Source organism: Haladaptatus sp. CMSO5 (assembly GCF_036689885.1).
Classification (GTDB): domain Archaea; phylum Halobacteriota; class Halobacteria; order Halobacteriales; family Halococcaceae; genus QDMS2.
The window spans coordinates 1,837,011-1,851,598 of the sequence record NZ_JBAHVW010000001.1; the positions used below are offsets into that span (position 1 = coordinate 1,837,011).

General features: G+C 61.4%; 13 protein-coding genes. 9 read left to right on the forward strand and 4 right to left on the reverse strand.

Annotated elements, in window-relative coordinates; genetic code table 11:
- Positions 1 to 56 precede the first annotated feature (56 nt).
- The gene (locus V5N12_RS09665; protein ID WP_332898957.1) at positions 57 to 827 is read left to right on the forward strand and encodes an SDR family NAD(P)-dependent oxidoreductase; all 771 of its coding nucleotides are present in this window, start codon (positions 57 to 59) and stop codon (positions 825 to 827) included.
- A complete protein-coding gene (locus tag V5N12_RS09670) occupies positions 824 to 1,840 on the forward strand; it encodes a TIGR04024 family LLM class F420-dependent oxidoreductase (RefSeq protein WP_332898958.1) in 1,017 nt (338 codons plus the stop codon). Before V5N12_RS09665 ends, V5N12_RS09670 begins: the two co-directional genes overlap by 4 nt.
- Here V5N12_RS09670 and msrA read toward each other — a convergent pair.
- Positions 1,830 to 2,372 carry a peptide-methionine (S)-S-oxide reductase MsrA gene (gene msrA / locus V5N12_RS09675; protein WP_332898959.1) on the reverse strand — a complete coding sequence of 181 codons (543 nt, stop codon included), beginning with the start codon at positions 2,370 to 2,372 and terminating at the stop codon, positions 1,830 to 1,832. The two genes, V5N12_RS09670 and msrA, sit on opposite strands and share 11 nt — an antisense overlap.
- An 83-nt stretch (positions 2,373 to 2,455) precedes the next feature.
- Between msrA and V5N12_RS09680 the strand changes: the two genes are divergently transcribed.
- Positions 2,456 to 4,150 (forward strand): thiamine pyrophosphate-binding protein, encoded by a 1,695-nt coding sequence (locus V5N12_RS09680; protein ID WP_332898960.1) that lies wholly within the window; start codon positions 2,456 to 2,458, stop codon positions 4,148 to 4,150.
- A gap of 6 nt (positions 4,151 to 4,156) precedes the next feature.
- Here the strand turns inward: V5N12_RS09680 and V5N12_RS09685 are convergent, their stop codons facing one another.
- The 3 genes from V5N12_RS09685 to folP form a co-directional block, all read right to left on the reverse strand.
- On the reverse strand, positions 4,157 to 5,575 hold the full coding sequence (locus V5N12_RS09685) for an FAD-binding oxidoreductase (RefSeq protein ID WP_332898961.1): 1,419 nt from the start codon (positions 5,573 to 5,575) through the stop codon (positions 4,157 to 4,159).
- 33 nt (positions 5,576 to 5,608) lie between these two features.
- Positions 5,609 to 6,298 carry a 6-hydroxymethylpterin diphosphokinase MptE-like protein gene (locus V5N12_RS09690; RefSeq protein ID WP_332898962.1) on the reverse strand — a complete coding sequence of 230 codons (690 nt, stop codon included), beginning with the start codon at positions 6,296 to 6,298 and terminating at the stop codon, positions 5,609 to 5,611.
- A 122-nt stretch (positions 6,299 to 6,420) separates the two neighbouring features.
- Complete coding sequence (gene folP / locus V5N12_RS09695) at positions 6,421 to 7,551, reverse strand: dihydropteroate synthase (RefSeq protein ID WP_332898963.1); 1,131 nt, start codon at positions 7,549 to 7,551, stop codon at positions 6,421 to 6,423.
- Between the two features lie 88 nt (positions 7,552 to 7,639).
- Between folP and V5N12_RS09700 the strand changes: the two genes are divergently transcribed.
- The 6 genes from V5N12_RS09700 (at position 7,640) to V5N12_RS09725 (ending at position 14,547) form a co-directional block, all read left to right on the forward strand.
- The gene (locus tag V5N12_RS09700) at positions 7,640 to 8,173 is read left to right on the forward strand and encodes a hypothetical protein (RefSeq protein ID WP_332898964.1); all 534 of its coding nucleotides are present in this window, start codon (positions 7,640 to 7,642) and stop codon (positions 8,171 to 8,173) included.
- Positions 8,170 to 8,907, forward strand: coding sequence for an RNA methyltransferase (locus V5N12_RS09705; RefSeq protein WP_332898965.1), 738 nt, complete (start codon positions 8,170 to 8,172; stop codon positions 8,905 to 8,907). The genes V5N12_RS09700 and V5N12_RS09705 overlap by 4 nt, the downstream gene beginning before the upstream one ends.
- Before the next feature lie 42 nt (positions 8,908 to 8,949).
- The gene (locus V5N12_RS09710; protein ID WP_332898966.1) at positions 8,950 to 9,387 is read left to right on the forward strand and encodes a hypothetical protein; all 438 of its coding nucleotides are present in this window, start codon (positions 8,950 to 8,952) and stop codon (positions 9,385 to 9,387) included.
- Positions 9,388 to 9,510: 123 nt separating this feature from the next.
- Complete coding sequence (locus tag V5N12_RS09715) at positions 9,511 to 10,641, forward strand: DUF7118 family protein (RefSeq protein WP_332898967.1); 1,131 nt, start codon at positions 9,511 to 9,513, stop codon at positions 10,639 to 10,641.
- Positions 10,642 to 10,924: 283 nt separating this feature from the next.
- Positions 10,925 to 12,853 (forward strand): asparagine synthase-related protein, encoded by a 1,929-nt coding sequence (locus tag V5N12_RS09720; RefSeq protein ID WP_332898968.1) that lies wholly within the window; start codon positions 10,925 to 10,927, stop codon positions 12,851 to 12,853.
- Positions 12,850 to 14,547, forward strand: a complete 1,698-nt coding sequence (locus tag V5N12_RS09725; protein ID WP_332898969.1) for an asparagine synthase-related protein — start codon at positions 12,850 to 12,852, stop codon at positions 14,545 to 14,547. The genes V5N12_RS09720 and V5N12_RS09725 overlap by 4 nt, the downstream gene beginning before the upstream one ends.
- Positions 14,548 to 14,588: the final 41 nt, after the last annotated feature.

Sequence of the window (14,588 nt, forward strand, 5' to 3'; positions counted from 1 at the left end):
CGGAAACTAGTAAACTGGTTTACTATGGTACGCGACCACACAACGAGGCAAGCCCGATGACAGGCCAGTTCAGCGTTTCCGGCCAGACAGCGCTCATCACGGGCGCTTCGAGCGGTATCGGGAAGGTAATCGCAGAGCAGTTCGCCGCAGACGGGGCGAACGTCGTCATCTGCTCGCGCGAACGCGACAACGTCCAACCCGTCGCAGACGGCATCACCGACGCGGGCGGCGAGGCGCTCGCCGTCGAATGCGACGTGACCGACCGTGAGGCGGTAAACGCCGTCGTCGCGGCGACAGTCGAGACGTTCGGCGGCGTGAACACGCTCGTGAACAACGCCGGAGCCTCGTTCATGGCCGACTTTGAGGACATCTCCGAAAACGGCTGGAAGACGATTGTGGACATCAATCTTCATGGAACCTACCACTGCTCGCAGGCCGCAGGTGCGGTAATGCGCGAGCGCGGCGGTGGCTCGATTGTCAATATCGCAAGCGTCGCGGGCCAGCAAGGCTCGCCCTACATGAGCCATTACGGCGCGTCGAAATCGGCCGTCATCAACCTCACGAAGTCCCTCTCGTTCGAATGGGCGGACGACGACGTGCGCGTAAACGGCATCGCCCCCGGCTTCGTCGCCACCCCTGGCGTCGAAAGCCAGATGGGAGTCACCGGCGAGAACATCGACCGAACCGAGGTCAAACGCCGGATTGGCGTGAGCGAAGAAATCGCGGACATCGCCCAGTTCCTCGCAAGTCCTGCCTCATCGTACATCGTCGGTGAAACGATTACTGCACAAGGTGTCCCGCGCATTCTGGAGAGTCCAGAGATATGAGTGACGTTGCCTACGACGTGTTCCTCCCGGTTGCCGCACAGCCAAGCGTGAAGTCGCTCGTCGCCCAGACACAGCGCGCAGAAGACCTCGGCTACGAGATGGCGTGGCTCCCCGAGACATGGGGCAGAGACGCCGTCACGACGCTCGCCACGATTGCCCACGAGACGGTCGAGATTGGCATCGGGACGAGTATCATGCCCGTCTACTCGCGTTCGCCCGCCCTGATTGGCCAGACCGCAGCCACCCTCCAAGAGGTCTCTGACGGTCGTTTCCGTCTCGGCCTCGGCCCGAGTGGCCCAATCGTCATCGAAGGGTGGCACGGCCAGTCGTTCGACCGGCCACTTCGGCACACACGCGAGACCATCGACATCGTCAAACTCGTTCTTTCGGGGGAGACAGTGGACTACGAAGGCGATATCTTCAACCTCGGTGGGTTCAGACTGCGCTGTGACCCACCCGAAGTGCCGCCGGGCATCGACGCCGCGGGCATGGGACCGAAATCCGTTGAACTCGCCGGTCGCTTCGCAGACGGCTGGCACGCCCTGATGTTGACCGAACAGGGCCTCAAAGACCGCCTCGAAGACCTCAGACGCGGCGCGGAACTCGCGGGCAGAGACCCGGACGACCTCCGCGTCAACGTCGGTCTCGGCTGCTGTGTCCTCGACGACGCAGAACACGCCCGCGACCTTGCCCGCCAGCACCTCGCGTTCTACATCGGCGGCATGGGCACGTTCTACCGCGATTCACTCGCCCGACAGGGCTGGGAAGACGTGGCCATGACGGTCTCTGAAGAGTGGTCGAACCGCAACCGTGAGGCCGCACTCGACGCGATTCCAGACGAGTTGCTCGACCAGATGTCTGCTGCGGGCACCAAAGAACAGGCAAAAGAGAGCATCGAGCGCTTCGCCAATATCGACGGCGTGGATGCGATTAGTGTCTCGTTCCCCCGCGGGGCAGAGCAAGAAGAAATCAACGCGACGCTCGACGCGCTTGCGCCGGATTCTACTGCGTAACCAGTTCGCCGAACTGCTTTCGCACCTTGTCGAGTTTCGGCGGAATCGTCACCGCACAGTAGCCCTGATTCGGGTTTTTCTCGTAGAAGTCCTGGTGGTACTCCTCTGCGTCGTAGAACGTCCCGAGCGCCGAGAGTTCGGTGACGATGGGGTCGTCGTAGTTTCCTGACGCTTCGAGTTCGTCGATGACGGCTTGGGCGCGCTCGCGTTGCTCCTCGTCGTGGTAGAAGATGGCCGAGCGATACTGCGTGCCAACGTCGTTGCCCTGTCGGTTGAGCGTCGTCGGGTCGTGGACGGTGAAGAACACGCGAAGGAGGTCGATGTAGGTGAGTTCGTCGGTGTCGTAGGTGACCTGAATCGCCTCTGCGTGGCCAGTGTTGCCAGAGCAAATCTGCTCGTAGGTCGGGTTTTCGGTCTCGCCGCCGGTGTACCCGGAGGTCACGTCGGTCACGCCGCGCAGTTCTTTGAACGCCGCTTCAACACACCAGAAACAGCCACCAGCGAACGTCGCTGTGGCCAGTGAGTCGGACATGGGGGTAGGTAAGTGCTCCTGACGTAAGAACGCAAGGCCTCGGTGAGAGTGCTTAAGGTTGCGCCGTCGGAACCTGCGTGCAAATGAGTGACACAACTACGGGAGCCGACCTCTTCGTTGAGGCGCTCTCCCAATACGGCGTCACGCACCTGTTTGGCAACCCCGGCACCACCGAACTCCCCATCATGGACGCGCTCGCGGGGGGCGACCTCGAGTACGTCCTCGGCATCCACGAAGATGTGGCGGTCGGAATGGCCGCAGGCTACGCGAGCACGCGGCGGTATCACAGCCACCACGACGACTCAGTCAACCCGCTCGGCGTCGTAAACCTCCACGTCACGCCCGGCCTCGCCCACGGCCTCGGGAACCTCTACGACGCCAAAATGACCGGCGCTCCCCTCCTCGTCACCGCAGGCAATCACGAACGCGACTTCCGGCACGAGGAGCCGATTCTGACCGGCGACCTCACCACGCTCGCAGACCAGTTCTGTAAGTGGTCTGCGGAAGTCCTGTCAGTGGACGCCCTGCCGACGATGCTCCGCCGGGCGGTTCGCGTCGCGCTCACGCCGCCGACCGGCCCCGTGTTCCTCGCGCTTCCGGCTGACGTGATGATGGCAGAAACCGACAAGGAGCCGGAGCGACTCGGCCCGATTCCGAACGCGGGCGGCGGCGACCCCGCGCAGGTCGAGCGCGCCGCAGACCTGCTCGTCGAGGCCGACAACCCGGTGCTCGTCCTCGGCGACCACGTCGCACGAGCGGGCGAGCAGGCCGTCGACGCGGCCGTCAAGCTTGCCGAAGCGTCCGGCGCGCGCGTCCACGGCGAGATGCTCGGCTGTGAGGTGAACTACCCCACCGACCACGACCAGTGGGTGTCGTTCCTCCCGCCGCGCGAAGACCTCGGGAAGATGCTGATGCAGACCGACACACTCGTCTTCGTGGGGTGTTCGACCAACACGACGCTCATGCACCACGACACGCCGCTCGTGGACGCAGAGACGACGTGCATTCACATCAGCCAAGACGCGTGGCAGGTCGGGAAAAATCAGACGGCTGATGCGGCCATCGTCGGCGACCCCGGCCTCGTGATGGACGCCATCGCAGACCACCTCAGTGAAAGCCTCGATGCGGACGTTCGAGACGCTCGCAGAGAACAGGTCTCGACGCTCAAGCAGTCGCTTGCAAGCACCATGGAGCAGATGGGCAATGACCCGAAGGCAGAGGGCGAAACCCGCTCTTCGAAAGCAGAACTCGTCGATACCATCCACGCGGTCGCCCCGGACGCCTACTTCGTAGACGAGGGCGTCACCTCAAAGTACGCCTTCCTCACGCGCGTCCCGCTCGAAGCAGAACAGTTCATCTCGAACAAAGGTGGCGGCCTCGGCTACGGCCTGCCCGCGTCCGTCGGCGCGGCGATGGCAGAGTCGATGCAGGAGAATCCGCGCCAGGTAATCGGCTTCGTCGGTGACGGATCGTATCTCTACTACCCGCACTCGATTTACTCGGCGGCGCGCTACGACGTCGACCTCACCGTCGTCGTCTCAGACAACCGCAACTACCGCATCCTGAAAGACAACACCGTCAGAATGCTCGGTGGCGACTACGCCGACCACGCGTTCATCGGGATGGACTTCGAACCTGCCGTCGATATTCCGAAAAACGCAGAGAGCCACGGCGCGCGCGGCCACCTCGTCTCGACGCCCGACGAAATCGAGGAAGTGCTCTCAGAAGCCATCGACACCGCGGGCACGGACGTCATCGACGTGCTCGTCCACGATTAGTGGCGTTTAGTTCCGTTCGAGGCGAACGCGCTTTCCCTCTGCGGTTTCGGGGAATATCTTCCCCGGATTCAGCGTGTCGGTCGGGTCGAGCGCCCGTTTCACCGCGCGCATCGCTTCGACGGTTCCTGCGCCGTGTTCGAATTCAAGGTACTCGCGTTTCCCCCAGCCGATGCCGTGTTCGCCCGTCGCGGTGCCACCCATCTCGATGGCTCGTTTGACGACGTCCGAATAGATTCGGTCCCCGAGTTCGACTTCTTGGTCGTCCGATTCATCGACCATGACTGAGTAGTGGACGTTGCCATCACCCGCGTGGCCAAAGCACGGGACGAGCAGGTCGTGTTCAGCCGCGAGCCCTTTTGCGAAGGCGATGATTTCGGGGTACTTGCTGATGGGAACCGTGATGTCACCCGATTTGTTCGGCGTCAGATTCTCGTCCCACGATTGGAGCGCGAAGGCCATGTCCTTGCGCGCCTCCCATAGCTTCGCCATCTCAGCCTCGTCTGCGGCCATCTCGAAGCGCGTGACGTCGTGGGATTCAAAGATGGATTTGCAGAAGTTGATTTCTCTTTCGATGCCGTGGTTCGCGTGGAATTCGAGAAACACCATCGGCGCATCGGGGAGGGCAGAGCCGGTGTAGGCGTTCGCAATCATCGCACTTTCTGCGTCCATGAGTTCGATGGTCGCTACGTCCACGCCCGAGCGGATGGTGTCCGCGATGGCCGACGTTGCGTCTTCCAGATTCTCGAAAATCGCCCGTCCCCCACGTATTTGCTCGGGGATTCCCGCGAGTCTGAGCGTCGCGCGGGTCACGACGGCGAGCGTACCCTCGCTCCCGATGATGAGGTCTTTCAGGTTGTACCCGCTCGACGTTTTAACCGCCTTGCTCCCGGCGGTGATGACCGTGCCGTCTGCGAGGACGGCTTCGAGTTCGAGCACCCAGTCTGCAACTTCGCCGTATTTGACCGTCTTCATCCCGCTTGCATCGTTCGCAATCATCCCACCGATGGTCGAAATCTCGCCCGAGGAGGGGAGCGGCGGGAAAAACAGCCCGTGTTTCGCGGCGGACTCGTCTACTTTCCCACCGAACACGCCGGGTTCGACGTCGATTTGGAAGTCGTCGGGGCGCACGTCGAGCACCGCGTTCATCCGCGTCATGTCCATGCTGATGCCTGCGAATGCGGGCGTCGCGTTCCCCTCAAGGCTCGTCCCGGCAGCGTAGGGCGTCACCGGCACGTCGTGGGCGGTCGCGGCTTCGAGCACCGCAGACACGTCTTCGGTCGATTCGGGGAACACTACGGCGTCTGGGGTTACCTTCTGGTCGTCGCGCGTCCCCCAGTCGCCTGCGTGACTTGCCCGCACCGAATCGCCAACGGAGACTTGTGAATCCGGGAGCACAGCGAAGAGAAATGAACAATCGTGTGGCATAGGGAAACATACCACGGTGCGCCACCTTAAGCGTTACAGGGGAAGCGCGCTCGTGTCGATAGAATCGCGCCGTCCGTCGAGGATGGAAAATCGCTCGCTACGGCGCCGTTCGAGCCAGTAGAGCAAACGTTCTGCCCACGCGAGCTTTTTCGCCTTCATCGCCCCGACGCTTTGGTCGTCGAAATCCCAGCCGAGAAAGGTCAACTCGCGTGCGCCGAAGTGGTCTGCGAGGAACGCCGCACGGTCCCCGTCGGTGAACCCTCCAAAGTTCTCGACGGGCGGGGTTGGCTCCGCCTGCGTGGTCGGGAGGACGTTCTCCCGCACGAAGGTGGGCACTTCACGGCGAATCGCCGGGATGTTGTCGCCGTGGGCATGCACCGCGACGGGGGTTCTCTCGCGGGTGAGGGTGCGAATCGTCGCGGGGTTTTTGTCGATGTCCGTGACCATCAGGGCAACATCAATTCCGGCTGCTCGGAGCGTGTCCGTGGCCGTCGAGGCGGCGAGGACGGCGTCTGCGTCGCGGGCAACGTCGAGTTCGGCTTCGAGCGACGGGCCAGCCCCGGCGATGGCGACGCGCGCACCGGAGAGAAACGAGAGCCTCGTGTGGTCGAACGGAACAGTGCGCGCTGCGAGCTCGTCGCGCGCAGTTTCATCTGCCCCTCGCGGGAAGCCAAAGTCTCTGAGGATGGCTGCATAAACGGGAGACCAGGAGCTATAGTCCATTGTGTCTCCACTCGATAAATCGTATTGAGCCGGAATGGCGCATACGTGTACCCCTACCCGTAGGGCCCTTCCGGCTACCAATCTCTAGTTCTAAATCCTTCGGCATAAGTTTTCTCTTACCCTTATAATTCAGATAATTCAACGAATACGGCGGTGAGCCGGTCAAATTCGGGCGGAATGGCCTGTGCGATCTGTTCGAATGCCCCGTGTGTCCCAATCACCAGCGTCGCCCCAATTTCACCCGTTATGATCGCCCCGGCGTTCCCCGCTGCGGTGGTCAAGGCAGTGTGTTCGCTTTCGGACAACTTCCGGAGTTCGACAACTCTCGTGACCGCTTTGTCGGCGTGGTTGGTATCGCCACCGACGCGCTCTAAGTGGCGTTTCGCGTCCCCTCGTGTGGTCACGTCGAGTTCGCTGATGCCGAGTTCGTCGTCGCGCACGCGCCGCCGGGAGAACGCTTTGCCAATCAGGGCGGCATCCCGCGTTTCTGCCACGTCGTGGGTGCGGATGACGTGTGCGCCGCGTTCGACAGCCATCGAGGTGGCGGCGAGACTCACGGGCAACGCGGCTTCTGTCGAGCGCCCGGCCACGTCGCGCAAGAAGTTTTTCCGATTGATAGAGACCAGAATCGGTTGGCCAAGTCCCCGAAACTCGCGCAGTCGGTGGAAGGTTTCGCGGTCGTCTTCGAGCGTCTTTTCTGCGGACCAGCCGCCAAAGGCCGGGTCGACGATGGTCTTGTCTGTAAGCCCGTTCATCTTCAGGGCTTCGTAGATGTCGTCTACGTCCTCAACTGCACCCGGTCGCGCCAGGTCTGGTGGACTTGCCATCTTCGCCACGGCCACGTCGTACTCCTTGCAAACCTCGGGCATCTGTGGGTCGGCAAAGCCACAGATGTCGTTGACCATGTCGAAACCGTTCTGGAGGGCTTTTTTTGCCACCTCGTGGTAGCGCGTCTCGATGGAGAACACCGCATCGCCCGAAACGGAGGCAATAGATTCAATAGCGGTGTCGAGGCGGTCGAGTTCCTGCTCCGCAGAGAGCACGTCAAAGCGTTTGTTCGCGGATTCGAGGCCGACATCCACGATGTCTGCGCCTTGGTCAATGAGTTCCCGGTCTACGTAGGCGGCGGCGTCCGCCGGGTCGTCGAACACGCTTGGCTTGTACGGCGACTCTTCGCTCACGTTCAGGACGCCCATGATTCGCGGCGGGTGGTCGTCTCCGATTCCAAGGCCGGCGGCGTAGACCGTTCGCATGCCCGGAAAAATGGCTGCCGTGGCTAAAAGCACCGCGCCATCGCCGCCAGACACGCTCTTTTTATTCACCTATCTGCTACCCCCGCGTATGGCTAAGGTCAGCATCGGCGTCCGCGGGTGGCGCTTCGATGAAGACGAAGTGTTCGACGACGAGGGGAACCTCAAACCACTGGTAGAGATGCCAGAAGACACGCGCAGACAAGTGCTCAGACTCACCGAGATCGTTGGGACGCCGTGCGATGCCTGCTGGTTAACTCACGGCGACGAAAACATCCAACGCTGCCGGGTCACACAGGTCGTCTACGGCGAGCCGCTCGGTGAGGTGCTTCTCTGTAACCAACACGAAGCCGACTTCCTCTACTGGTGGCGCGAAGACGGCGGTGAGGAACATGCGGGGGCACTCGACATGGACGACCACTTCCACGAATGGTTCTTAGACGGCGGGCGCGCCCCGGAGGGCTACGGACCGGACGAACACGTCGATACCGACCCCGAAAGCCTCCCGGAAACGCCGTCGAACGACCAGAAACTCCCGTCACTCGAAGAGGAACTCGGCGTCGAGAGCATCGACGAACTCGACATGGACGACCTCGACCTCGGCGCGGACTACCCACAAAAATGAGCGACATCGTCGTCGCCGTCGTGGACGCGAAAACCCCCGGGAACGTCGGTACCATCGCTCGCGGAATGAAAAACTTCGGGCTTTCAGACCTCTATCTCGTCAACCCGCCGTATCTCGGCCGCGACAGCGAGGCCTACGGCTTCGCCGGCCACGCCCGCGACGACGTGCTCCCGAACGCGACGGAAGTCTCCTTTGACTACCTCATCGAGAACTACCACACCGTCGGGACGACGGCCGTCACGAACGAAGACGAGACCAAACACATGCGCTGGCCGTTCAAAACGCCGGTCGAACTCAAAGAAAGTCTCGTGGAAGTCGAGACCGACACCGCGCTCATCTTCGGCCGCGAAGGGGTTGGCCTCACCAACGAGGAACTTTCGCGCGTGGACGAAATTTGCTCGATTCCCGCGAGCTCCAAGTACCCCGTCCTCAACCTCGGACAGGCTGCGACCATCGTGCTCTACGAACTGCGCAATCTCTCGGTCGAACGCTCTCAACTGCCAACGGCCGTCCACGAGCGTGCCCGTGAAGACGAAATCGAGGGCTTTTACGGTCACTTCGACTCGTTTCTCGATTTCATCAACTACCCCGCAGAGAAACGAAAGAAGACCCAGCGCATGATGCGGCGTATCCTCGGGCGCGCCCACCCGACCGGCCGCGAAATCTCGACGCTCCACGGCATCCTCCGCCACGCAGAACAGCGCGCAGAGCATCCAGAGCGCGCAGACGACTGACCGCGTGCGAGCAGTTATCCTGATAGACCACTAAAATTTTGTATGGCGTCTTCGCCAGCACAGTCAGCGAGCCACGAACTGAACCAAGACCACGCACTCTTCGTTGGCCTCGCCGTCGGCATCGGTGCGCTCTCGCTTTTTCTCCTCGTGGGTGTGTTGTTCGCAGCGTGGAGTCTCACTGACGCACTCAGCCACGCATCGCTCAGTACCGTTGGGTTCCTCTTCATTGGTGGTGCATTCATCGTTGCTGTGTTCGCCGTTCCCGTTACCGCATATTTGGGGTGGAAACTCGTCGTTCCCGCCGTGTTGTTCGCAATCGTCGCCATCTTTTGGGGTGCGCTCGCACTCTCCGTTCCCGTCATCAACGCCTCAACCGTGACGGGAATGGTTGCGTTCGCCCTGTTATACAGCCCAGTGTATCTGATTCTCTACGCCCTCGGTGGTGGACTTGAACACTACGTCCACACGCGAAGTGCCTGAGTCTATTCGCGGCAGGGTTCGGTCGATACCCAAGCCAACAATCCTTTTGACGTTCGCAACCGAGTGAGTGCAAGCGATGGCCACACGTCAGCGACCACCACGGACGGACGAGAGGGCGGACTGATGGACGCGCCAGCGGCGCAACTCAAGCGAGCAGACGCGGAGTTACAGGACATTGACGAGCGCATCGCAGCGATTGGAAGAGACAATCTCAATGAGGTAGCCGACGCCTACACGGCGTTCTCGTCGGTGCTCGACCGCTACGAAGACCGGGCGACTGACCGCGACGACCTACAAGGCTACATCGAGTTCCGCGAGCAGATGGCGGAGGTGCTCAGCTCCGTTTCTGCGGAACTGCCACACTACGACGCCTTCACGGCCGCGGACGACGAACTCACGACTAGCGTCACGTCGGTGCTCAAAAACGCGAACTTCGACAGAGCGCGCTCGCAGCTCGAGCCAGCACGAGAAATCGCGGAGCTTCGCAGCCGCGAACAGGACGTACGAGACACGTACCGCACCGCGCGAAACGAACTCCAGAAACACCAGCGGACACTCGAAACCCAACTCGACGACCTTGAGCGTATCAAACGGCTGGGAGAGGCGGATTTAGACGCGCCCGTCTCGCTCTTGCGTGAGCCAATCGAGACGTACAACGACGCGGTGGCCGAGGCATTCACCTCGTTTAAACAAACTGCCTCTGCGCGCGCCATCCTCCAGTTGGTGGCAGAAACGACGGCGTACCCGTTGGTCGAGTACCGGCCGCCGCCGGAGAACTTACACGACTACGTCCACGAATCGGCGGTTGGCGAGGAGTCGCTTAATCGCTTGCTCGACCTCGCGGGCTACTCTCCGTCGAAACTCGACCACTACGTCGATACTCCACAAGCGTTTCGCTCGAACGTTGCGACGAATCAGTCGTATCTCCGCAGCCTTTCTGCAAACCCACTCCAAGTGTCGTGGCCGCCGGTCTCTGCGGACGCACTCGGCTGGCACATGCGCGAACGAATCGCTGTCGTCGGTCGGTTTGCGTCAGACGAGGTGGTGGCACGCGCCCGCGCCGTTCGTGACCTCGGCCACCGCGACGATTACGAGCAGTTGCGCACGAGCGCGTCGGCGCGCGAAGAACTGTCTGCGGAAGAACGCACTCGACTGCAGGACGGCGCTGTCGAACGCGACTGCAAGGAACATCGTGAGTCGCTCGACGCCGTCCGCGAAACGCTCGCAGCGTACCCGCCGCTTGGTCGCCGATAGTTGGCAGCCAACACAGTCTGTATTCCCAACGCGTCAAACCCCAACTGTTCAACCAACTCACACTATCGGGTGGCCTGCGCGAAATCACGGAAGAAATCGGGTTAAGCGCCGTGATTTCCCCACAATTTCCCGCAATCGCTCTGTGTGGTGGCACTTCGCACGACGGCCGAAGCGCACTTCTATATGAACGGCTATCTGTCAACGAAGACAGTGTCAGCGCAATCTCACGGGCCTCTCAAATCGGTGTGGTTGGGCCACGACCGACGGTTGGAGACGAACTAGAATGGTTGGATTAACTGGCGTACTTGGAACCGGTTCGCTCTCGGACGAGATGCGAGCGGCGCCTACGTGGCGCGCAGAAGAGGTGACGTTCGCCGCGTCGGCTCCGCGTTTCGACCTCGCCTTCTCTGTCCACAAACTGCTCGCGGGCGACCAGCCGGTTGCTTGTGGCGACGAGCGCCGCCTGTGGCTCTGGGGCGACGTGTACGGCCGTGGTGGATTGGGCGACTACACGCCGCGAGAAGACGACGTCGACGCCCCGACGTACGTTGCGTCGCTGCTTGACGCACACGGCGAGTCGATTCTCTCTGAGTTGAACGGCGAGTTCCTCATCGTCATCCACGACGAGTGCGCAGACGAACTCAAACTCATCACCGACCGGTTTGCGACGCGGACGCTACACTACACACGCCCCACGGACGATTCACTCATCTTCTCGTCGTGTATCCAAGGGCTTGCGGCCGCCCCCGAGTTCGAACCGGAGTTCGACCTTCCGCACCTGTACGAGTACCTCGAATTGCGCCGAGTGTTCGGCGTCGAAACCGCGCTCACAGGCGTTTCTGAACTCCAGCCGGGTGCGGTGACGACCATCGACCTCACCGACCTCTCACTTTCGGTCGAGTCGTACTGGCGGCCACACTACGACCCGGTCGACAAGCCATTTTCGTACTTCGTCGATACCCTTGCAGACACCCTCGAAGACCTCTTTGCCGAGTGGACGCGCGACGACTGCACCTACGGCACCTTCCTCAGCGGCGGTGGCGATTCGCGCCTGATTCAAGCGACGCTCAACCAGCCTGCAGTGAGCTTTCACAACGCCGGGTGGATGAGCCGGGAGGCACAGGTGGCAAAGCGCGTCGCAACTACGGCAGGCGACGAGTTCCAGCTGCTCGAACGCTACGACGACCACGAGGCGCGCTCGCTCGAAACCACGCCACAGCTCTCTGATTTCAGCGGCTGGTTCGACCAGGCCTACTTCTCCGAGTTCGAAGAGCAAATCGTCAGCGAGGCTGACGTGCTCGTGACGGGCCTGTTCTCAGACCAGTTGTTCGACGGCATCGCCCTCAAAACCAAGGAGTTGAGACTCGGGTCGCTTGGCACCGTCCCGCTCCCGGCCCGGGCGTCTGTTTCGACCATCGACGACTACATCAACACGAAGGTTGACGAGGCAAACGAACCGATCCCGTATTTCACCCCAGACTACTCATTACGCGAGGTACTTCGAGAGAACATCCACTGGGATGGAGACGACATCGTGAGCCATGGCGTACGCTATAACTCGCTCACCGACCTCGCCATGTACAGCGACTACTACCCGCTCGGGGGCAGCACAGAGTCTATCTTCCCGCGGAGTCTCATGCAGATGCGGCCGTATCGCACGCCGATGCTCGACAACCGTATCTTCGACCTCCACCAGCAGATTCCAATGAAATACTGTGCCCGACGCAACGTCGTGAACGCGGCCATCGCCAAACTCAGCCCTGAGTTGGCGGCCATCCCTCACGCGCGAACGGGCGTCCCGCTCAAATACTCCTTCCCGGTCGAATACGTTGGCGGGATGGTCACGGCGTTCTACCGCAAACACATCCACGACCAGCCCACACCCGCCTCGCACTTAGACCACAATCCGTGGCCAAATCGCCCTGAACTCCTCCGCGTGAAATCGTTCGCCCCGGACACCTTCCGCGAGAAAGAAGCCTTGCTAGCACAGTTGCCATTCCTCGACGAGACACAGGTCGCGGCCGTCTACGACGCCCACCTGAACGGTGAGAACAACATGACGTTGCTCTACTCGTTGCTCACGCTGCTCAAAATGCCGCTCACCGAAGCCGTCGGGGACGCAGAGAACACAGATGCCCTCTCCTCGCCACCGCCAGTTGGCGGTCCTGGCCCGGCAAGTGGTCTACCAGTGACGGAGGACGACGCCTCGTGAGAGCGACCGAACAGACCGAAGTGGCCACCCGCGCGTCGATGAACACTGAACTGTTTGGCGTGTTCGGCACGCAAAGCGACTTCGAGCGATTTCGCTCCGTAAAGGAGTTCGACGAAGTCGTAAGCGAGACCGAAGCGACCGTGGGCATCCGTTCACATAGCCTCGACATCCGCGGGTGCAGTTCGTCGTATTCTGACAGCGACGGGACGTGCATCATCTTTGGCGAGGCGTATCCCGCAGGCGAGAGTTCACCGAACACCGCCCACTGGCTCTTAGACCAGTTTTCGACCGCGGGCATGGACGCCCTATCGCAACTGAACGGCTCGTATCTCGCGTACATCGAGCACGCTGGCGACTCGGTCGTCGTCACCGACCCGATTCGGTCGTGGGAGTGTTACTACGCAGACGTTGGCGGCGCGCGCGTGTTCAGTACGGACATTGCGATGTTGAAACACCTCGTCGCAAACCCCACACCAAATCGGACGGCGGTTCTCGAATTCCTCCACCTCGGCACCGTCCTCGGCACCAAAACCCTGTTCGAGGAAATCCGGCGCGTCCCCATCGACAGCTACCTGACGGCGACGACGACCGAGTCGCTGTCACGCTTCGTGTACGACCCACAGGAGTTCGATTACGTCACCGAACTCGCAGACCGCCTCCAACGCGCCGTCCACCTCCGCTCGCACTTCCCGGGCAAGAAAGGCATCTTGCTTTCCGGCGGGAAAGACTCCCGCGTCTTCCTCTCACAGCTTCCCGACATCAGCCAAACCTACACGATTGGGCGCAAAGAGTCACGAGAGGTGCGGGTGGCAAAGAAGATCGCCCACCAGTACAACGCAGAGCACACGGTTCTCGAACCGAGCGACCGCTACCTCTCTACGAGCGACGAGAAACTGCGCTACTCACAAAGCATCAAAGAAGCGCTCCACATCCACCACGCGGGATACGACGACCTCCTCGACGTGGACGTGATGTACCACGGCCTGTTGTTTGATACGCTGTTCAAAGGCTACTTCCTAGAGTGGGACGGCATGGAAGTCCTCGGCTCAAAGCTCCCTTCGACAACCCTCGTCCGCGACCCAGACCCCGTCGATTCTCTGCTCGCGACGCTTGGCTACTTCCCGACGCCGAGCGAGCACATGGCGTCGCTGGTCGAACAAGTGTTCCCGACGCTCGACCTCGACCACGTGTCACCGAGGAAGTTTTTAGAAACCCAGCTGAGTGAGGAGCTGTCACGCTGTTGGGAGCGCACCGATTCGGTGCACAACGCAATGGACTTGCTCGTCATCAGCAACCAGCCGGTGATGCCGTTTCGGACGCAGCTTGCAGACAACTACTTTGAGCCGTTCGTCGCCATCGACACGACGTTGCTCGATTGGCACCTGAAGACGCCACCGGAGTACAGAAACAGCGAGACGTTCCGAAAGGCGCTCGAACGCATCGACCCGAACATCCTCCACCACCGGCCGCCGAGCCAGCCACACGACTCGAACAAACTCAACCAACTCGAACGCTTCATTCGGCGGAAGCTCCCGTTCGTAGAAGAGTTCGAACCGGCGTGGCCAGACCGCAACCAGATTTACGCAGACTACGGCCTCGCAGAGAAGCTGTTTCCGAACCAACCCGCGGTGCACGCCCTCCCCGTCCGCCTCCAATTACGCATCCACAACACCCACTGGTGGCTCGACCGGTAACCGTCTCGCGTGTCGCGTTCAGCCAAGGCTTAAGCGTCGTC